17 protein-coding genes are annotated in these 19,554 nt (G+C 49.9%); 8 read left to right on the top strand and 9 right to left on the bottom strand.

Going from position 1 to position 19,554, the window contains the following annotated elements; all coding sequences use genetic code 11:
* Positions 1–22: 22 nt before the first annotated feature.
* Positions 23–1,816, bottom strand: a complete 1,794-nt coding sequence (locus tag V7P87_RS02900; RefSeq protein WP_333796084.1) for a bifunctional diguanylate cyclase/phosphodiesterase — start codon at positions 1,814–1,816, stop codon at positions 23–25.
* A gap of 184 nt (positions 1,817–2,000) precedes the next feature.
* Between V7P87_RS02900 and V7P87_RS02905 the strand changes: the two genes are divergently transcribed.
* Both V7P87_RS02905 and V7P87_RS02910 read left to right on the top strand, forming a co-directional pair.
* Positions 2,001–2,465: a tRNA (cytidine(34)-2'-O)-methyltransferase gene (locus tag V7P87_RS02905; RefSeq protein WP_333796085.1), complete on the top strand. Its 465-nt coding sequence runs from the start codon at positions 2,001–2,003 to the stop codon at positions 2,463–2,465.
* A gap of 15 nt (positions 2,466–2,480) precedes the next feature.
* Positions 2,481–3,404 carry a cation diffusion facilitator family transporter gene (locus V7P87_RS02910; RefSeq protein ID WP_333796086.1) on the top strand — a complete coding sequence of 308 codons (924 nt, stop codon included), beginning with the start codon at positions 2,481–2,483 and terminating at the stop codon, positions 3,402–3,404.
* Here V7P87_RS02910 and V7P87_RS02915 read toward each other — a convergent pair.
* Genes V7P87_RS02915 through V7P87_RS02925 form a run of 3 tightly spaced genes read right to left on the bottom strand, consistent with a single transcriptional unit; the run spans position 3,325 to position 6,433 of the window.
* The gene (locus V7P87_RS02915; protein ID WP_333796087.1) at positions 3,325–4,368 is read right to left on the bottom strand and encodes an alpha/beta fold hydrolase; all 1,044 of its coding nucleotides are present in this window, start codon (positions 4,366–4,368) and stop codon (positions 3,325–3,327) included. The genes V7P87_RS02910 and V7P87_RS02915 overlap by 80 nt on opposite strands.
* Entirely contained in the window at positions 4,365–5,738 is a 1,374-nt protein-coding gene (locus tag V7P87_RS02920; protein ID WP_333796088.1) for an ATP-binding protein, read from the bottom strand. Before V7P87_RS02920 ends, V7P87_RS02915 begins: the two co-directional genes overlap by 4 nt.
* Positions 5,735–6,433: a response regulator transcription factor gene (locus V7P87_RS02925; RefSeq protein WP_333796089.1), complete on the bottom strand. Its 699-nt coding sequence runs from the start codon at positions 6,431–6,433 to the stop codon at positions 5,735–5,737. Before V7P87_RS02925 ends, V7P87_RS02920 begins: the two co-directional genes overlap by 4 nt.
* Before the next feature lie 179 nt (positions 6,434–6,612).
* Between V7P87_RS02925 and V7P87_RS02930 the strand changes: the two genes are divergently transcribed.
* The 3 genes from V7P87_RS02930 to V7P87_RS02940 all read left to right on the top strand — a co-directional run bounded on the left by V7P87_RS02930 (position 6,613) and on the right by V7P87_RS02940 (position 9,639).
* Entirely contained in the window at positions 6,613–7,083 is a 471-nt protein-coding gene (locus V7P87_RS02930; protein ID WP_333796090.1) for a Spy/CpxP family protein refolding chaperone, read from the top strand.
* A gap of 436 nt (positions 7,084–7,519) precedes the next feature.
* Complete coding sequence (locus V7P87_RS02935; RefSeq protein ID WP_333796091.1) at positions 7,520–8,575, top strand: hypothetical protein; 1,056 nt, start codon at positions 7,520–7,522, stop codon at positions 8,573–8,575.
* A 2-nt stretch (positions 8,576–8,577) separates the two neighbouring features.
* A complete protein-coding gene (locus tag V7P87_RS02940) occupies positions 8,578–9,639 on the top strand; it encodes a DUF4785 family immunoglobulin-like domain-containing protein (protein WP_333796092.1) in 1,062 nt (353 codons plus the stop codon).
* A 124-nt stretch (positions 9,640–9,763) separates the two neighbouring features.
* On the opposite strand, the gene glnG is transcribed toward V7P87_RS02940, so the two are convergent.
* From glnG to V7P87_RS02965, 5 genes are all read right to left on the bottom strand, one after another.
* Entirely contained in the window at positions 9,764–11,173 is a 1,410-nt protein-coding gene (glnG, locus tag V7P87_RS02945; RefSeq protein WP_333796093.1) for a nitrogen regulation protein NR(I), read from the bottom strand.
* A gap of 2 nt (positions 11,174–11,175) precedes the next feature.
* The gene (gene glnL / locus V7P87_RS02950; RefSeq protein ID WP_333796094.1) at positions 11,176–12,252 is read right to left on the bottom strand and encodes a nitrogen regulation protein NR(II); all 1,077 of its coding nucleotides are present in this window, start codon (positions 12,250–12,252) and stop codon (positions 11,176–11,178) included.
* A gap of 80 nt (positions 12,253–12,332) precedes the next feature.
* Positions 12,333–12,848, bottom strand: a complete 516-nt coding sequence (locus V7P87_RS02955; RefSeq protein WP_333796095.1) for a DUF4124 domain-containing protein — start codon at positions 12,846–12,848, stop codon at positions 12,333–12,335.
* Positions 12,849–13,005: 157 nt separating this feature from the next.
* The gene (gene glnA / locus V7P87_RS02960) at positions 13,006–14,415 is read right to left on the bottom strand and encodes a glutamate--ammonia ligase (protein WP_333796096.1); all 1,410 of its coding nucleotides are present in this window, start codon (positions 14,413–14,415) and stop codon (positions 13,006–13,008) included.
* A gap of 24 nt (positions 14,416–14,439) precedes the next feature.
* On the bottom strand, positions 14,440–14,727 hold the full coding sequence (locus tag V7P87_RS02965; RefSeq protein WP_333796097.1) for a hypothetical protein: 288 nt from the start codon (positions 14,725–14,727) through the stop codon (positions 14,440–14,442).
* Between the two features lie 118 nt (positions 14,728–14,845).
* On the opposite strand from V7P87_RS02965, the gene typA reads away from it, so the two are divergent.
* From typA to V7P87_RS02980, 3 genes are all read left to right on the top strand, one after another.
* Positions 14,846–16,681: a translational GTPase TypA gene (typA, locus tag V7P87_RS02970; protein ID WP_333796098.1), complete on the top strand. Its 1,836-nt coding sequence runs from the start codon at positions 14,846–14,848 to the stop codon at positions 16,679–16,681.
* Positions 16,682–16,848: 167 nt separating this feature from the next.
* Positions 16,849–18,444, top strand: a complete 1,596-nt coding sequence (locus tag V7P87_RS02975) for a response regulator (RefSeq protein WP_333796099.1) — start codon at positions 16,849–16,851, stop codon at positions 18,442–18,444.
* A 67-nt stretch (positions 18,445–18,511) separates the two neighbouring features.
* Entirely contained in the window at positions 18,512–19,537 is a 1,026-nt protein-coding gene (locus V7P87_RS02980; RefSeq protein WP_333796100.1) for an FAD:protein FMN transferase, read from the top strand.
* Positions 19,538–19,554 lie beyond the last annotated feature (17 nt).

Raw genomic sequence — 19,554 nt, forward strand, 5'->3', positions numbered from 1 at the left:
CTGATAACAAAAAACCGGCTTTTTAGCCGGTTTTTTGTGTGTTGTGTTCAATGCGCAATATTTTATTAATGTGCCCTGCGTTCTGAGCCTGACCAAACAACTGGCCGGTACCGGACTGACAGCCCATCACATGCAGCAGATAACCCTGCATTTCGTTATCGATTTGCTGTGCTGACACCTGGAGCTGTTGGGACACTGCTAAACGGATCAGACAACTACACAAGTGACGTTTTTGGTCGTCATTCTCCAGCTCAGCCACTGCATTTGCTGCCAGAATAACCCCGGTCCAATAAGGCTGTTGTAATAAAAACAGGGGGGTCTGGCCGCTGCCAAAATGCAGCCACCATAATGAAAAACCGCCTTTAGCCAGCGCTTCCATCTGTTTATGGGCAAGGCCGGGCTGTTCCAGATAATAAGTTTCGTTGATCATCAGCGAAAACAACGCCGGATCCAGCTGCCATTCCTGTAAATGGTGCAGTAAATAGGGGAGCAAATCAGGTTGTTGTAATTGCAGTGCCGATAACTCAATTCTGACGCCAGGTACCGGAATCCCTTGCTGACGCCATTGCCACAGCTGCTGACACAGTTGCTGAAATTGCCAACGTTCGATGGCCAGTAGCTGATGGCTTTGCGCCGCTATGGCGGCAAAATCCTCTAACCACAATAAACCCCGTTTCGGTGAATGCCAGGCCAACTGTATTGTTAACGCAGTCAGCAGATGTTGTTCCAGCTGATAACAGGGTAAATAACAAAGTTCAAACTGATACTGCCGTAGCGCCTGCTCCAGCTCATCTGCGGTTTGCCAGTCGGCAGGAGTGGCAAGGCCAGGTTGTTGCCAGAAAGTAATGGGCTGCTGTTGTTGTATACCTTGCTGTAGCGCCCAATTGGCATGATGTAATAAGGTTTCACTGTCGGTGCCGGCTTGGGGATACACTGCCAGGCCGAGAAAACAACGCAGTGACACTTCAAAATCGGTTAAAGGGCAGGGGTTTTGTAAACAGAGCTGGAGCTGGCGTGCCAGCTGCCACAACGCCAGTTCAGTGTGTTGCTGGCAATGTTCAGCTTTAAAAATAATGGCAAATCGCCGTTCGGAAAATTGCCCCAGTACGGCGGCAGGTGGTAAATGTTGCTGGAGTTGTTCGGCCACCCAACATTCGAGGATCAGCGCTTGCTGATTGCCAAATTGTTGCCGGATCTGGTTTAGTTCAGTCAGTTCCAGCAGCGCAACGGCACAATGACGTTGGCTGGCTTCACATTGTTGCAGCACGGGTTCCAGTTGTGCCAGCCACAGGGTGCGGTTAGACAAACCAGTTAAGGCGTCATGGGTGCTGAGTTGTTGCAGCTGCGCCTGTTGTTGTTGCTCGGCGCTGATGTCATGTTGCACCACCAGATAACAGACCGATTTGTGATCTAATAAGCGGGTGATCCAAAGTTGCATCGCTTTGGGATCGTTGTCGGTGGCAAGCCAGACCACACCTTGCCAATGCTGTTGAAATTGCAATTCAGCACTGATATCGGGCCAGGCCGACTGCTGACAATATTTGCTTTGATAATATTGGGGTCTGCAGCCGGGCAACCAATTTAACTGCTGTGCTGCCGGGTTGGCCTGTTGCAGGTTAAATTCGGCATCTGCCAGCCAGACGACACAAGGGCAATTGCTGAAAAAACTGTCCAGCGACAGTTTTTGTACCGGATTTTTTTGTTGTTGTGACCAGCGTTGGATCAGTACCCAGGCCAGCAGCAAAACCAAACCTATGCCCGGCACCGACAACACAAAAGAGCTGGCAAACTCCGTGTAGCTACTGTGTAACATCATGGCTTCCTTGCTTACATATGTCCCGAAATTATTAGTGTAGCCTGACCAAATTACCAGCAGCGGAGTTCTTTTATCATCGGGCTTTTTTTGTCCGTATTATAAATTTCGGTATACTGCCGTTTTTATGTGTTTGTTTCTGAATAAGCTGCCAGACCAAGCGCTGGCATCAGCGGAATTAGTCTTTATGTTTCATATCGCATTATTTGAACCGAAAATTGCGCCAAATTGTGGCAACATCATCCGGTTGGCGGCCAATAACGGTTGTGCTTTGCATTTAATTGAACCTTTAGGTTTTGATTTTGAAGAAAAAAAGCTGCGTCGTGCCGGTCTGGATTATCATGATTTAGCCAGAGTGAGCCGCCACGCCAATTACGCAGACTTTTTACAGGCGATGAATGGCCGACGTATTATCGCCTGCACCACCAAAGGCAGCCGGCCTCACACCGAAGTGGCGTATCAGGCTGGTGATGTATTGTTGTTTGGCTCTGAAACTCATGGTTTGCCGGACGAAGTGCGTAATGCCATAGCGCCTGAGTTTCGGATCCGGATCCCGATGATGGCCGATGCCCGCAGTTTAAATCTGGCCAATGCTGTGGCCATTATTAGTTATGAAGCCTGGCGCCAGCAGGGTTTTGCCGGCGCTGTGTAATTACAGGAGTGTATGATGACAAATGCCAATTATCAGCTGTGGGTGCGCCGTTCGGGTTATCTGACCTTGTTTACCGCTCTGGTGATTGTGGCATTAAAACTCACCGCTGCCATTATGACCAACGCGGCGTCAGCACTGGCATCTTTTATGGACGCGTTGTTGGATGTGCTGGTGTCGGCGCTGAATTTTATTGCATTACGTTATGCATTAAAACCTGCCGACGAAGAGCATCGTTTTGGTCATGGCAAGGCCGAAGCCATTATGGCGTTGTTTCAGGCCGCCTTTTTAACGGGCGCCGCTGTACTGTTGTTATATCAGGGGGTTAGCCGTTATTTCAGCCCTGAGCCAGTAGGGGCGCTGAACAGCGGTATTCTGCTGACTTTAAGCTGTACCTGTCTGACCCTGATGCTGGTACTGGTGCAGCGCTGGATCATCAAAAAAACCAGTTCTTTGGCGGTTAAAGCGGATTCTGCACATTACAGTGGTGATGTATTGATGAATTTGTCGGTGATAGCGGCTTTATGGCTGGTCAACAATTCGGTGCTCTGGGCAGACGCTGTGATGGCGGCGGCGATAGCCTTGTATTTGTTATGGACAGCCTGGCAACTGGCGCTGGAGAGTTTACGGCATTTGCTTGATGAAGAGCTGGCAGAGTCTGAAAGGGCACAGATTGTCGCTACCTTGCATCAGCTACCTGAAGTCTATGGGGTGGATCAGCTAAAAACCCGCCAGGCCGGTGTGAAAGTTTTTGTGCAGCTGAGGTTGTTATTGTCCGATCAGCTGTCGTTATTACACGCCCACGATATTGTTGATCAGGCCGAACACAAGGTGGCGGCGTTATTTCGGGATGCTGATGTGATTATCCATGCCGATCCGATATCAGTGGTGCCTGTGCCTGAGTATCCAAAACCCCAGACAAAAACTGATTTACAGCGCTGAACCACTGGCTGCGCACCTGATCTGTTTCGGTCAGTAACTCATGCCGGGCATCCTGAATGGTCACAACATCCGGCAGGGGCTGTTGTTGGCGCCAGCGCTGCCATACCAGCCGTTGTTGCTGGTTATCCACCACTGTATCTTCAGCACCCTGCAATAACATACAAGGTATAGCCGGCACCGGCCCGCAACTTAACTTTTGGCACGCCTTTAACGCTTCAGCCAGCCAGTGCCAGCTGACCCCCCCAAGCTGATACTGTGGATATTGCTGATATAAATCACGAAACCATTGGTAGCGTTCAGCGCTGTGGGTTAAATCATTAAGCGCAAAAGTTTTAGGCTGGTAAGGCCCCTGACCTGGCACATACCAGGCCTGCTGACTCCATAGCTGGTTCAGCGCGCGCATAAAATTGGCCACAACCGGCACTATGCCAGCCGGTATCGGGCTGGTATGAATGCCCCACATCGGCGAGCTGAACACGGCGGCCTGAATGGGGTTTAAGCGCTGTTGTTGCAGATAAGCCGCCAAAATGGCACCGCCCATCGAGTGGGCAATGGCCAGCAGCGGCAAGTTGCAATCCTGCTGAACTATGTTGTTGATAAATAGTTGTAAATCGTTCACATAGTCGGAAAAATCTCTGACATAACCACGCTGTGGATCGGGCAATAAACGGTCTGATGCACCCTGGCCGCGGTGATCCAGCACAAACACCTGATAACCCGAATGTAGTGCATCGGCAATAAATTCGGCATATTTATGGCCGGCTTCTATCCGGCCCGGCACCAGCACTAAAGCTGCTGCCGCCTGCGCCGGTTGCCAGCTGCTGTAGTGCAAGCGGCAGCCGCCTGTACCGGTAAAATCATGGTGTTTACCTTGTTGCCACAGCTGTTGCAAAGCGACAGTGGCGTTGCCTGAACGAAAATCAGCCTGGGTTAAATGCGGCTTCAGCATGGGAAATAAGGTCAAACCTGGCTGCTCCTGTTGGCAAAAGTCAGTTCAATACATAAACCACCGGTCTGTGGCAGACTGGCGCTGATGCTGCCGCCATGTTGTTTTGCCGCCTGTGCTGCGATGGCAAGACCCAGGCCAGTACCGCCTGTGGCGCTGTTACGGCTGTCAGACACCCGGTAAAAAGGGGCAAAAATCTGTTGCAGACAATCCGCTGGAATGCCAGGGCCCTGATCGCAGATACAAAGTGTTGTCTGTTGCTGATCCTGTCGCAGACTAAACTGAATGGAGCCGCCTGGCGGGCTGTATTTAATGGCATTACGCAGCACATTTTCAACAGCCCGGGCTGTCAGCCGGCTGTCACATTGCAACAGGCAGCGCGCCGGGCCTTTAAGACTGAGGTTTAACTGTTTTTCGTCGGCATCCAGTCTGTTCACCTCGAAGATTTCTTCAATCAGTTCAACAAAATCAAGCTCCTGCCACTGTAGCTGATACTGGCCAGCATCCAGCCGGCTGAAGGTGAGTAACTCTTCCAGTAAAGCGTCGATCCGCTCCAGCTCCTGCTGTAACCTTGGCAACTGCTGGCCGCCGCCCTGACGCTGCTCCAGGGCTATAGCGAGCTGGGCTCTGGTTAAAGGAGAGCGCAGCTCGTGTGACACATCTCGTAAGAGTCTCTGTTGGTTTTGCAATAAATCACTGATTTTGCCTGCCATCAGATTAAAACCACGACTAAGTTCACCTATTTCATCCTGCCGGCGGGCCGGGGCTTCAGCACGGGCCTGTAAATCACCGGCCGCAAAGTCGAGGCTTTTTTGTTGTAACAGCCGCAGTGGTTTGGTGATGCTCAGTGCCAGCACAATACTGGCCAATGCCGACACTGCAAATAACAGCAAGGGTAACAGGTATTTAGGCAGTGCCATTAAATCAAGGCCAGGGTTTTGTGGCCGGGCGCGTTGTTGATAAAGCGCCAGTGTTCTGCCGTTAAAATTTACCAGAAAGGGCCCGGCCAGCAGTGTATTGCGGTGCAGCAATAACCTGGGTTTATCCAGTTGTGACAGCTCGGTCAGCCAGTTTTGATCAAAGTTACGCGGCAAAATTTCGCTGTTCAGCACCTGATTGGTATCTGGATCCACCACCAGCCAGCGGTTATTATCACGGCGGTTGATGCGTTTTGACAATTCTTCAATTGAATCAGCTTTTTGCAGCGATTTTAACAAGGGTTGTAATTGGTGGCTGATGTCGTGTGGTAAACGGCGAATTTCGGTATTGTCACTAAGTCCTTTGGCCAACAACCAGGCACCGGCCATGGTCAGTAACAGCACCAGCCAGAACCAGGCAAAAATCCGTACTGCCAGATAACGCAGTGGGTTCAGTGCTGCAAATGTCATGCTTGCTCCAGAAATAAATAACCACTGCCACGCAAAGTCTGAATTTTTTCTCCGGCATCGGCCACACTGAGTTTTTTGCGGATATTACTGATATGCACATCCAGGCTGCGATCGTACAGCTGCAGCGTGCGGCCCAGCACTTCTTTACTTAAATCTTCTTTGGTAATAACGCTGCCGGCATGGCTCATCAGATAATCCAGCAGCTGAAATTCGGTCGCGGTCAGCACCACAGGAGAGCCAGCGCAGTGCACCTGACGGTTTTGTCGGTTCAGCTGCACATTATTCAGCTCCAGCAGGTTGTGCTGTTGTGGTGCAGCGGGCTGCTGGGCCAGTTCGACCCGGCGCAGAATAGCGCGTACCCGGGCGCTTAATTCCCGTGGGTTAAAAGGTTTTGCCAGATAATCATCGGCGCCAAGTTCCAGCCCGACAATACGGTCAATATCATCACCACGGGCCGTCAGCATCAGCACCGGACAATAACTCGATTGCCGCAGCTGGCGCAGCAAAGATAAACCATCTAACCCAGGCAGCATCACATCCAGCAAAATCAGTTGATACTGGCCGCTTTGGGCCAGTTGTAACCCCGCCGGGCCATCGGCCGCTCTGTCCAGATGAAAACCGTCCAACGTCAGATAGTCAATCACCAGCTGACTCAGCTCATGGTCATCATCAATCAGCAGGATTTTTGGGGTCATGGTTTATCCTCAAGGCTAGCTCAGGCGCAGTTTATCGCTGTGACACAAAGCGACAATGCTCTTTACACAACCTTTACCCTGGCTTGGCGTTGCTTTGCATAACGCAGAGTATGCTTGTTTCATCGCTGCTGAGTCCAGCGCAATCAATGTAAAACAACCCCAGAGTTATGGAGCTTAAAATGAAAAAATTCAATCTGTTAGCCTTAGTTTTATCCTCAGTTCTTGTGGCTGGTGCCAGCACTGCGGTACTGGCGGGTGATCGCCATGGTGGTCACGGTACCCATGTATTTGCCGATGGTAAAATGTTTAAAGGGCTGGATTTAACGGACGCACAAAAAACGCAGGTGGATGCGCTGTTAAAAGCCCACCGCGAACAAATGCTGAATAAAGCCGAACGTTATGCGATGCATGAAGAGCTGCAGTCGGTGTTAAACAGCGACACTTTTGATGAAGCCGGTGTGCGGGTGCTCCTGGAAAAGCAACAAGCGAAAAAGCTGGAGCAAGAAGTAGCACAACTGAAATTACAACATCAAATCAGGGCTTTATTAACGCCGGAGCAAAAAGCCAAGCTGGATGAACGTAAAGCAAAAATGCGCCAGCGCATGCAGGAAAAAATGGCCGAGCGCCATAACAAAGCAGACACTGAATAAACAAAGCCGGGTGCTGGTGTATCTTCTGCACTTGCCCTGCGATGTGATACCCGACAAAGCCGGTTTAGTCCGGCTTTGTGTTATTTGTGTCACAGGTTTGGCTGGCAGCAGGCCGAAACTGCAGTTAAAAACTAAAAAAAATCATAGTTATAGAAAAATAGTTGGAGTAATCACTTTAAACAGCAGTGCACAAATGCCGACGGCAAAGGAGCTGAGCGCTGCGAGTTATATCAGCAGTTACTTAACCATTTCAGATTTTTATCTAAAAAATATTTAAACAAAACGGCGTTATTGTATTGCTTTGGTTAACAAATTTACCCAAAAGCTTTAGTTGTGTTCAGTCTCTTTTGCTCTATCTTGGAACCCTGACGGGCTGTGCCTGACTGCTGTAACAGGTAATTCCCGAACATAATCAATAACAAGATGGGGATAGACGATGAAACTATTATATTCGCTGGCGGCTGTTGCAGCCTTCAGTTTCCAGGCGCAGGCTGCGGTGGCGGGTTACCCTGTGGTACTGATCCACGGTTTTCAGCCAGATCAGCTAAAAACCAAACCAGCAGCTGCTGAAGTCAGCCAAAACGGCGAGTCATATTGGCAGAACTACTGGAATGCCAGAGCTGATGTGCGCATTGACTGGCCATCCCATGAGCGCATCAAAGGCAAAATTGCCACCGACTATGTCTGGCCCAAACTGAAAGAATTATCGCTGAATAACACCTGCAAAAACGGCTGTATTATTGTCAGCCATTCCACCGGCGACCTGGTCAGCCGGTATCTGATTGACAATCAGGCACTCTGGCTGCAAAACGCTGGCTTAACGCCCCTGAATATTGTGGCAACTTTCGACTTTGCCGGTGCTGGTGGTGGTTCAGAGCTGGCCGATTTGGCGGTCAATGTGGCCACTGGCGGCGGTTTGGTTGATGCTGCACTGAAAGCGGCTTTGTCCTTGTGGCTGGGCGAAATCCCCAGCGCCACCAATGTGGGGGTGTTGCAGGATTTAAGAGTCAATAGCGCGCGGCAGCTGGCGGCTATGCCAGGCAGCAGGGTGCCGAGGTTACGTTTTGCCGGTGCTTCTTCTGCTTTTTTAGGCCTGACCAGCCCGTTTTTACCAGGTAATGATGACGGTGTAGTGGCGCCACATTCCAGTTGTGGTGCTTCAGCGGCAGCAGCTTTTGACAGCTGTTCAGGCTCTGTGGCTTTTGATGGCAAATTGACCAGCCAGACTGGCGTCAGTAACTTTATGCCTTATCACTATCCGATGCTGATGAGCCAGGACTACAGCCATAGCAATCTGATAGACGCGGCAAGGCGCGGTAATGTTACTGCGGTATATAGCAGCAGAACTTATCTGAACGGCAAGGCGCTTAGTTTTACCACTTATGATGAAAGTCGTGGCTGGTGGATCTTCGCCTCTAAGTACCGGGTGGTCAAAGGGTCGGAAACTTACAGTATGTCTGACTTGTTATACCGTACCGCCAATCAGGGTTAATGATGAACAAAGGTTATGGCTGGGCGCTGGTGGCACTGACCATGCTCTCTGGCGCCTTTTGGTGGGGGGGGAACCGGCCTGATGTAGCGCCACAGCTTCAGAGCGAAGCTGTGGCAAAACCGCAGCTTGCGCCGGCTGAAACTCTGGTGGTCAACAAAACTCAGGGCTCTGAGGTGGTGGAAGTGAAAGAGCAGCTGCCCCAGGAGCTACAACAAAGTTTTGCACTGGTGGCGCAAAGTTATGCCGCTGAAGTTGCAACGCCGGCTTATTCAAGGCCACTGAGCAGTGCTGACACTCAGCTGCTGGCACCCAATCAGTTTTTTGCCCAGACCATTCCGCTCTCTGATGGGGGCAGTATCCGCCTCGAAGCCAGCCAATACAGATTCAGTTACCCTGAACCTGTACAGGTGAGCCTGATCAGTCAGGGGATTCAACTCAGCAGTGTAGAGGTGCAATTGTTGTCGCAGCAAAGCGGTGCGCTATTAACCAGCCAGACCCTGGCTGGGCAGGACGGTCGTTACGATGCGGTATTCACGCCAGAGGCAGGGCAAGGCTGGGATGGTGAGCTGGAAGTGCGCTTTGTGTTTGACTACCAGAATGAAACACAGCAGCTGCAAACTGCGATTGAATACAGCCAGCCGGTGGCTGAAATTACCACTGTGGGCAGTCCTTCACCTGTGGGTGCCGATTTGGAGATCCCGCTGCAGATAACTGTAAAACACTCAGGCTTTTACCGGCTGCGTGCCAATTTATTCAGCGAAAACGGCCAACCGCTGGCACAGCTGACCGCCACCGACAAACTCAGTAGCGGCGCACAACAACTAAAGCTGAAGGTGCATAAGTCGGTGTTGGCAGGGCGCAGCGGCCCTTATTGGCTCAGAACCTTTGTGCTGGAGCAAATGTCGGCGACACCGGCAGAACCGACCCGTTACGGCAAAAGTACCGAACCTGAATATAAGGTGGAGTATTTGTCGCTGGATAGTCTGTCGGATGAACCGGCACAGTTGTCGGACGAAGAGCGGCAGCGGCTGGAGCTACTACAAAAACTTGCGGGTAAACAATAAGCTGCAGCCTTTTAGGCCAAGGTTGCAGCTTATGTAAAAAAGGGGGTTATTCAGTTTTTTATGAAGGCCTCTGTTCAGAGCCTGCGTCGCAAACAAAGCCGGCGCCTGAATTTGGTGCCGGATCTTACTCCATATCCAGTTCTTTGAGTTTGCGTGTCAGTGTGTTGCGGCCCCAGCCAAGACGTTTGGCGGCGTCCTGTTTATGGCCATGGGTAAACTGCAGTGCTTGTTTCAGCACAATACGTTCAAACTCAGGGCCTGCTTCTGACAGAATATCTTCTTCACCTGCATTGAGTTTTTGCTGTACCCAGGCGGCCAGTAGTTCCTGCCAGCTGTGATGCTGCTCGCCATTGGTGGCGCTGTACACTTTAGGGGCAGCGGTCAGTTCAGGCGGTAAATCGGATAACAGCACCTGTTTGCCGCTGGCCATCACTGTTAACCAACGGCAGGTGTTTTCCAGCTGGCGCACATTGCCGGGCCAGTCGAGCTGACTCAGGTACTTTTCGGTGTCGCTGGCCAGGCTTTTGGCTTCGACATTCAGCTCTTTGGCGGCCTGCTGTAAAAAATGTTGTGCCAGCTTTGGAATGTCCTGTTTGCGATCTTTGAGTGCCGGTATATGAATGCGGATCACGTTCAGACGATGGAATAAATCTTCCCGAAATTTTCCTTCAGCTACCAGTTGCTCCAGATTTTGGTGAGTGGCGGCAATAATACGCACATCCACATTGACACCCTGATGACCACCCACCCGGTAAAACTGACCATCAGCCAGCACCCTTAATAACCGGGTTTGCACGTCCAGCGGCATATCACCAATTTCATCGAGGAATAAAGTACCGCCATCGGCCTGTTCAAAACGGCCTTTACGCAGATTGGCGGCGCCGGTAAAAGCGCCTTTTTCATGGCCAAAGAGTTCAGATTCAATCAGATCTTTTGGAATGGCGGCCATATTCAGCGCAATAAAAGGCTGTTCGCTGCGTGGGCTGTGTTTGTGCAGCGCATGTGCCACCAGCTCTTTACCTGTGCCGCTCTGACCATTAATCAGCACGCTAATGCTGGAACGCGACAAACGGCCTATGGCGCGAAACACCTCCTGCATCGCCGGTGCTTCACCAATAATTTCAGTAAGTTGCGTGCTTGTGGCTTGTTGTTGTTTGGGTTTTTTGGCGCTGGCATGTTCCAAAGCGCGGCTGATGAGTGCCACTGCTTCGTTAATATCAAAAGGTTTGGGCAAATATTCAAAAGCGCCTCTTTTAAAGGCATTCACCGCACTGTCTAAGTCGGAGTGGGCCGTCATAATAATCACCGGCAACTCGGGGGCAAGCTGTTGCAGTTTGGACAGCAACGCCATGCCATCTGTGCCAGGCATGCGGATATCGGACACCACTACCGCCGGCTGGTCGTATTCAAGGCGCTGTAACATTAAATCCGCTGAGGCATAACTTTCACAGGCAATGCCGGCACGGGCCAGCGCTTTTTCCAGTACCCAACGGATTGAGTTGTCATCATCAATAATCCAGACATCCTGATGCATGCTTAAGCTCCTTCGTGATGGGCCGTACTGTTGATCGGCAGATATAAAGTAAATTCGGTACGCCCTGGCCAGCTGTCACAATCAATCCAGCCGCCATGCTGATGAATAAGGGTTTGGGCAATAGACAAACCAAGGCCGGTGCCACCCGGTTTGCCGCTGACCATAGGGTAAAACAGCGTGTCTTTAATCTCAGGCGGAATGCCAGGGCCATTGTCGATGACTTTTATGGTGGCCACTAAACGGTGACGGCGGCCATGAATGGTGTGCTGATGCAAAATACGGCTTTGCAAAGTGATATCCCCCCCTTGTGCCAGCGCTTGTTGGGCGTTGCGCACTATATTCAGCAGGGCTTGTTCAATCAGCTCCGGATCGAGTAAAAAATCCGGAATGCTAGGGTCGTAATCGCGGCAAAACTGCACTTCGGCAGGGTTGTCCATTTGCGCCAGCTGACACACCCGCTCGATGATCTGATGTAAATTGGCCAGGCTGCGTTGTGGCGGTTTATAAGGGCCAAGCAGCCGGTCCACTAAATTTCTAAGTCGGTCGGCCTGGGCGATAATCAGCTGGGTATACTCTTTTTGTTCATCATTGAGCGATTCTTCCAGCAACTGCGCCGCGCCACGCAAACCACCCAAAGGGTTTTTAATTTCATGTGCCAGACCACGAATCAGCTCCCTTGCCGCTAAATGCTGGTGCTGCTGCAAACTTTCCATACTGATTTTGCGTTGTTGATCAACTTGCTTCAGTTCCACCAACACTGATGGCTGTTCTGTCTCCAGGCTGCTGGCGGTAATATCCAGCAAAATATGGCGGCCGTCGGGCAATACGGTATGCACATCGCTGATGCCAAAACCTTGTTTGGTAGATAGTGTGCTGAGTAAACGGCTGGCGTGCAGTTCGCTGAATTGAAAGAGGGCTGGGAAATATTGATTCAGCAGGCGTTTTTCACCGATGCTGAGCAGCGCACAACAGGCGGTATTAAAATATTGCACCTGCAACTGGGCATCCAACACCATAATGGCAGTGGTCAGGTGATTGGCATAATCAATGCCGGCTAAATTTAATGCTGGTTGAGTCAAGCTGCTGGCCCTCTGCACCACTTTAGTGCACCAAAACCGGCAGTGTAGCGGTTGCGGGCTGAAAATTCAGCCCTGATGCACTATCTTGGTGAAATTATCGAAGCTCTATGTAAATAGAAGGTCGTCACAGGACTGGTTGCAATAACCTTGCCGCTTTCGTTCAGCAGCTCCAGCATCAACTGATGTTCTCCGCGCTCTACATCGTGCAGAATAAAATTGGCATTGCCGGTTGGGCCAGCCACTTGTTTGCCATCCAGATAAAGTTTGACCCTCAGGCCAGTGGCAAACATAGGTTTGATTTGTCCTGACACATACACAGTACCGCTGTTTTCGCGCACAGTGCCCTGTTGTTCAGGCTTGGAAATGGCTACTTCAAATTTGGTGTCTTCCTGCACCACAGGGGCAGGCAAGGGGCTGGACGAGGTTGGTGCCATGATAGTGGCGTTGTCTTTGACTGTGACCTGAGTGGCGCCCGGGCTTGGACTGTCAGAAAATACCAGATTGTTGTTTTTGTCTTTAGTAACAAAAACCTTTTTGTCATCTGCCGCCGACAAAGCCAATGAAGTGATTAACAACAACCAAACTGCTTTTTTCATTTTATACCTATAACAACAAGTGAGTCGTTTAGTAATTTTTTGTTTACTCTATCGTGCTTTATTGCATTTGACCAGAACAAAAAGCCCGCAAATGCGGGCTTTTTCTAGTACAACTTGTTGTCATTTGTGAACAGGTTTCGCGGCTGCGATTTTGCTGTTAAACGCTGTAATACAGTTCGTATTCCAGTGGGTGTACAGCCATAGAAACCCGTTTGGCTTCAGCGCGTTTTAATGCGATATAAGCATCGATCATTGCGTCTGACATCACGCCGCCTTTGGTGAAAATAGCGCGTGATTTGTCCAGGTTGTCCAGCGCTTCGTCTAAAGAACCACAGACCTGAGGGATCAGTGCTTCTTCTTCCGGTGGCAGGTCATACAAGTCTTTATCCATGGCATCGCCTGGGTGGATTTTGTTCTGGATACCATCCAGACCAGCCATCAGCTGAGCCACAAAAGCCAGGTATGGGTTGGCAGCCGGATCCGGGAAACGTACTTCAATACGACGGGCTTTAGCACTTGGTACCAGTGGAATACGGACAGAAGCAGAACGGTTGCGGGCTGAATAAGCCAGCATTACCGGAGCTTCATAGTGTGGTACCAGACGCTTGTACGAGTTGGTTGACGGGTTAGTAAAAGCATTGATTGCTTTTGCGTGTTTGATAATACCGCCAATGTAATACAACGCCATTTCTGACAGACCAGCGTATTTATCACCGGCAAACAGGTTCACACCGTCTTTGGCTAAAGACTGGTGGCAGTGCATACCTGAACCATTGTCGCCCACAATTGGTTTTGGCATAAAAGTGACAGTCTTGCCGTACATGTTGGCCACATTGTGTATGACATATTTCAGCTGCTGAATTTCGTCGGCTTTTTTGGTTAAAGTCGCAAAACGGGTGGCGATTTCGTTTTGGCCAGCTGTTGCAACTTCGTGGTGATGCGCTTCAACCACCTGACCCATCTCTTCCAGTACCATACACATGGCGCTACGGATGTCGTGGTGTTGATCTACCGGAGGAACCGGGAAATAACCGCCTTTTACACCTGGACGGTGTGCCAGGTTGCCACCTTCATAACCTTTATCTGAGTTCCAGGCTGCTTCTGTCGAGTCGATTTTGAACATAGCGCCAGACATGTCGTTTTTGAACTTCACGTCATCAAACATAAACCACTCTGGTTCAGGCCCGAACAATACGGTGTCAGCAATGCCGGTTGATTTTAAATATTCTTCCGCACGTTTAGCGATAGAACGCGGGCAACGGTCATAACCTTGCATAGTGCTTGGTTCAATGACGTCACAGCTGATCAGAATAGTAGTTTCTTCAAAAAACGGGTCCAGCACCATTGAAGATGCATCTGGCATCAGGATCATGTCCGAGTCGTTGATACCTTTCCAGCCTGCAATTGAAGAACCGTCAAACATTTTGCCGTCTTCAAAAAAATCTTCGTTGATTTGGCTGGCAGGAATAGTTACATGCTGCTCTTTACCCTTGGTATCAGTAAAACGTAAATCAACAAACTTCACGTCGTTTTCTTTCATAAAACTCAGAACGTTCGATGCAGACATGCAATCCTCCGGATGAATCGGGTGTTAAATCAAGCTGTTTTCAGGTTTTCGGTTGAACCGATAAGTTGCGCTAACAAAGCCAGTTTTATGCCAACAATATAACTGTTTGATTTTTATAGGTATGTGCTCAGGCTTTGTTCGGGCATGTTTTGTTGTTGCACCAAAATAGTGCCATGTCGCCTCATGCTGGTGCGTCGTGCGCATGCTTTGCACCAAATCTGATGCAGCGCTAACGATAGCAACTTTCATCCGACTGTCACGCTTTGCCGGTAAAAATTCAACAAAATGAAAAATAACGCTCAAAGCTTGCACTGATGTTTTTCTTTCTGGCAAAAAAAAGAGTAGAATACGCGCCCTTAATTTCAGAGAAACTTACGTTGTAGACCCCTGGTTGATATTCCGTCAGCTGGCGCTACAGAGGATATAAATGATGAGCGTAAACGCTTCAGCTATCGAAAAACTGCGTAATGTCGCCATTATCGCGCACGTTGACCACGGCAAAACCACCCTGGTTGACAAATTACTGCAACAGTCAGGCACCTTTGATGCCCGCGCCAAACTGCAGGAACGTGTAATGGACTCTAACGCGCAGGAATCCGAGCGCGGTATTACTATTTTGGCAAAAAATACCTCAGTACGCTGGAACGGCTACCACATCAACATCCTGGACACACCGGGCCACGCCGACTTCGGTGGTGAGGTTGAGCGTGTTCTGTCGATGGCAGACTCAGTATTATTGCTGGTTGACGCTGTAGAAGGCCCGATGCCACAAACCCGTTTTGTGACACAAAAAGCCTTTGCCCACGGTTTAAAGCCAATTGTTGTTGTGAACAAAATTGACCGTCCTGGTGCACGTCCGGATTGGGTTATTGATCAGGTGTTTGATCTGTTTGATAACCTGGGTGCTACTGACGAGCAGCTGGATTTCCCTATTGTTTACGCATCAGCGATCAACGGCTGGGCAACATTAGATTACAACGAGCCGAAGGACAACATTGACGATCTGTTTGCCGCTATTATTAAGCACGTTGCGCCTCCAAAAGTAGAACTGGACGGTGACACTCAGCTGCAGGTTTCTCAGCTGGACTACTCAAGCTACCTCGGCATTATCGGTATTGGCCGTATTAAACGTGGTTCGTTAAAACCAAACCAACAAGTCACTATTCTGGGTGCTGACGGCAGCAAACGAAATGGTAAAGTTGGTCAGGTATTCAGCTACTTAGGTTTAGAGCGTATCGACACGCCTGAAGCCACTGCCGGCGACATCGTTGCTTTCACCGGTTTGGGCGATCTGAAAATTTCTGACACTATCTGTGCACCAACCACGCTGGAAGCATTACCAGCTTTGCAGGTTGACGAGCCAACAGTGACCATGACCTTCCAGGTCAACACCTCACCATTTGCCGGTAAAGAAGGTAAATTTGTCACGTCACGTCAGATTTTAGAGCGTTTAACACACGAGCTGAAACACAACGTGGCTCTGCGGGTTGAAGAAACCGAAGACGGTGACAAGTTTAAAGTGTCTGGCCGTGGTGAACTGCACTTAGGCGTATTAATTGAAAATATGCGCCGTGAAGGTTTTGAACTGGCGGTATCTCGTCCTGAAGTGATCATGAAAGTGATCGACGGTCAGAAGATGGAACCGATGGAAAACGTCACCATCGACGTGGAAGAGCAGCACCAGGGCTCTATCATGGAGAAAATGGGCGAACGTAAAGCCGAAATGACCAATATGCAACCAGACGGCAAAGGCCGCATCCGGATGGACTTCCTGATGCCAAGCCGTGGTCTGATTGGTTTCCGTACTGAGTTTATGACGCTCACTTCAGGTACGGGCCTGATGTACAACAGCTTTGACCACTACGGCCCATTTAAAGGTGGTTCTATCGGTCAGCGCATGAACGGTGTGCTGATTTCAAACGCCATGGGTAAAGCCGCTGGTTATGCGATTTTCTCGCTGCAGGAACGTGGCCGTATGTTTATCGGTCATGCCGAAGAAGTGTATGAAGGCCAGGTGATCGGTATTCACAGCCGTAGCAACGACTTAACAGTAAACTGCTTAAAAGGCAAACAGCTGACCAACGTTCGTGCTTCAGGGACTGACGAAGCCATCAACTTAGTGCCGCCAATCCGTTACACACTGGAACAGGCACTGGAGTTTATTGATGATGACGAGCTGGTTGAAGTTACACCTCAGTCTATCCGTATCCGTAAACGCCACCTGACTGAAAACGACCGTAAACGCGCCAGCCGCGCTGAAGGTTAAGCAGAGTTTGACCTGATATAAAAAAGACCGGCAATTGCCGGTCTTTTTTTTGGCTGTTTTTCGTTGGCTGACGGTTTAGAGCCGACAAAAATGTTGGCAAGTCGGGAAAGAGCTGTGTATTGTTCGGCTGTTTAACGGCAAGAGGCAGCTAAGTTTGCAGGAGCAGCATGACGTCGCGGCGCGCTTTTTATAAAGACAAAACAGTGTTGGTGGTGGACGATTCAGATCAGATCCGCAGTTACGTCAAAAGTATGTTATTGCTGATTGGCTTTGATGACGCTGTGCTGGCGCGTGATGCCGATATGGCGCTTAGTTACTGCCGCCGTATGTCTTTTGATTTTATTTTGTGTGATTTCCATCTGGGGCAGGGCCGCAACGGCTACCAGTTGCTGGAAGTGCTGCGCACGGAAAAACTGCTGAAACCCGATTGTTGTTTTCTGGTGGTCAGCGCCGAGCGCCAACGCCAGGCCGTACATGGCATGATTGAATTTCAGCCGGCTGATTATCTGCTCAAGCCTTTTAGCTATGCTGAGCTTGAACGCCGTATTTCCAGAGCCTACCACACCCGCCACACACTGCAGCTGGCCTATCAGGCGATTAGTAGCCAGGACTATGACGACGCTATCCTCGCCTGCGACCATGTCATTGAATATAAGAGCCAATATGTGATGCATGCCAGCAGGCTCAAAGCTGAGCTGCTGTTAAAGCTGGAGCGTTTTGACGAAGCAGAACATTTGTACCTGTGGGCGCTGACAGTACGCGAATTTGGCTGGGCTAAGCTTGGGCTTGCGGTGACTTATGGTTATCAGGGCCGTGCCGGTGAAGCCGAAGCTTTATTGCTGGAGCTGTCGCAGCTGGCGGAAACCAAGGTAGAAGCAATGGACTGGCTGACCCGTCTTTATATCAGTCAGGGCAAAGCCAAAGAAGCGCTGGATATTGTTGAACAGGTGGCACGTTATTCACCAAAAAATTATTTGCGTCAGCATGTGATGGCACATCTGGCTGTGATCGATGATCAAAAACAGTTAGCGGTGAATATTCACCAAAAGCTGCTCAGTTCAGCGCGTTATTCGATGCATGACACGGCAGATAATATGCTCAATTATGCCAGGGCGCTGCTGGAATTAGCGCGGGATCAGCAGGGGAAAGAGCAACAAGACACCTTTGGTCGAATCGATAATTTTATCAGTACCATTAAAAAACGTTTCCACCCGGCCAGCTTTGAACACGACAGGCTGGTGCTTGAAGCCCGGATGTTGTTCCTACAAGGCAAAACACAAAAAGGCCTGGTGCTTTTGGAAAGCAGTGAGCAGTTGTCACTGGAAAAAACCTTATCGGTGGCAGGTATGCTGGACAGAGCCAGAGCTTATTTTGAAAGTGATAATCTGGCGATGTGTGAACATTATATGGCGGCTATCGCCACGGTGGCGCACGACGATGATCTGTATTGCAGTGCATTAAATCTGATGATGCAACACGAAAAGCAAAAACAGCAGCAGTTACGCCAGCAAGCCGCAGCCGAAGGCCAGAGTCATTATTCCAAAGCCATCGATTATTTCCGTTATGCGCTGGAACAAACACCAGGCAACGTCAATATAGCGTTAAACCTGCTGCAGGCGATTAGTGCCCGTGAACAACTAAATGCAGATTTAACCGCACTGGCACAACATTGTGTTGAGATCATTGAAAGTGGTTGGTTGCCATCAGAGCAGCAGAAACGTTACCAGGTGATCTTAAGCCACATCGACCTGACGGCCGGCTGACCCTGTACTGGTAATTGTGGGCAGTATTTTGTAAACTTGCCGCCAATTCTAAGACAGGAAACCGCTTATGTTATCTGTATTTAACCGGGTTGTGCTGCTTTTTTCCGCTGCCACATTATTCAGCTGCACGCCCGCCGATCCTATCCAGAAGTTTTCCGGTCCGGCACAGGGCTCCACTTACAATATCAGTTTCTGGTCAGAACAACCGGTGGATGCCGCTGCGTTAAAAAAGCAGGTTGAAGCCGAACTGGAGCGTATTGATTTGGCGATGTCCAATTACCGGCCTGATTCTGTGATTGAAAAATTTAACCAGCAACAGAGCACTGAAGCGGTGGAAGTTGGCACTGAATTGGTGCAACTGATAGAACAAGCCCGTTTTGTGTCGTCGCAAAGCCAGGGTTGTTACGACTTAACCGTCAAACCTTTATTTGAACTCTGGGGTTTTAAAGCCGATAAGTTTAGTCAACCGACGGAACAACAGCTTGCCGATACGCTGGCGATGGTCGGTATGGAAAAAATTCAGCAGCGCAGCCCTTCGATGCTGGCTAAACAGGTTGCTCCGCTGCGGGTGGATGTTTCTTCGATAGCTCAGGGTTGGACTGTGGGACAACTTGCTAAAATCCTGGAGCAAGCCGGAGTGCAGAATTATCTGGTTGAAGTGGGCGGTGAGTTACAGGTTAAAGGCAAAAAACCACAACAACAGGCCTGGAAAGTGGCCATTGAAAAACCTTTGCCAGGTGCACAAACCCTGCAAAAAGTGATTACTGTGCAGCAGTCTGAACCTATGGCGGTGATGACATCCGGCACCTACCGTCATTATTTTGATGCCGATGGCAAAAGATACAGTCATGTACTGGATGCGCGTATTGGTGCGCCGGTAAAACACAATACGGTGTCGACCACAGTGTTGATCGAAAACCCGACCCTGGGCGATGCCTGGTCCACTGCCTTTTTATGTATGGGCAGTCAGGACGGTAAGGCGGTCGCAGACCGGCTCGGCATTAAAGTGTTGTTTATTGACCAGATTGGTGATGAACTGGTGGAAATCAGCAGCGAAGCGTTGAGCAATACCAAATCAGTAACTTTGCAATAACCTGGCCTGGCAGCAGG

This window comes from Rheinheimera sp. (assembly GCF_036782235.1).
Taxonomy (GTDB): Bacteria; Pseudomonadota; Gammaproteobacteria; order Enterobacterales; family Alteromonadaceae; genus Pararheinheimera.

Coding starts and splice junctions, on each gene's coding strand:
- V7P87_RS02900 (WP_333796084.1), bottom strand. CDS start 1,816: ATGATGTTACACAGTAGCTACACGGAGTTTGCCAGCTCTTTTGTGTTG.
- V7P87_RS02905 (WP_333796085.1), top strand. CDS start 2,001: ATGTTTCATATCGCATTATTTGAACCGAAAATTGCGCCAAATTGTGGC.
- V7P87_RS02910 (WP_333796086.1), top strand. CDS start 2,481: ATGACAAATGCCAATTATCAGCTGTGGGTGCGCCGTTCGGGTTATCTG.
- V7P87_RS02920 (WP_333796088.1), bottom strand. CDS start 5,738: ATGACATTTGCAGCACTGAACCCACTGCGTTATCTGGCAGTACGGATT.
- V7P87_RS02925 (WP_333796089.1), bottom strand. CDS start 6,433: ATGACCCCAAAAATCCTGCTGATTGATGATGACCATGAGCTGAGTCAG.
- V7P87_RS02930 (WP_333796090.1), top strand. CDS start 6,613: ATGAAAAAATTCAATCTGTTAGCCTTAGTTTTATCCTCAGTTCTTGTG.
- V7P87_RS02935 (WP_333796091.1), top strand. CDS start 7,520: ATGAAACTATTATATTCGCTGGCGGCTGTTGCAGCCTTCAGTTTCCAG.
- V7P87_RS02940 (WP_333796092.1), top strand. CDS start 8,578: ATGAACAAAGGTTATGGCTGGGCGCTGGTGGCACTGACCATGCTCTCT.
- glnG (WP_333796093.1), bottom strand. CDS start 11,173: ATGCATCAGGATGTCTGGATTATTGATGATGACAACTCAATCCGTTGG.
- V7P87_RS02955 (WP_333796095.1), bottom strand. CDS start 12,848: ATGAAAAAAGCAGTTTGGTTGTTGTTAATCACTTCATTGGCTTTGTCG.
- glnA (WP_333796096.1), bottom strand. CDS start 14,415: ATGTCTGCATCGAACGTTCTGAGTTTTATGAAAGAAAACGACGTGAAG.
- typA (WP_333796098.1), top strand. CDS start 14,846: ATGAGCGTAAACGCTTCAGCTATCGAAAAACTGCGTAATGTCGCCATT.
- V7P87_RS02975 (WP_333796099.1), top strand. CDS start 16,849: ATGACGTCGCGGCGCGCTTTTTATAAAGACAAAACAGTGTTGGTGGTG.
- V7P87_RS02980 (WP_333796100.1), top strand. CDS start 18,512: ATGTTATCTGTATTTAACCGGGTTGTGCTGCTTTTTTCCGCTGCCACA.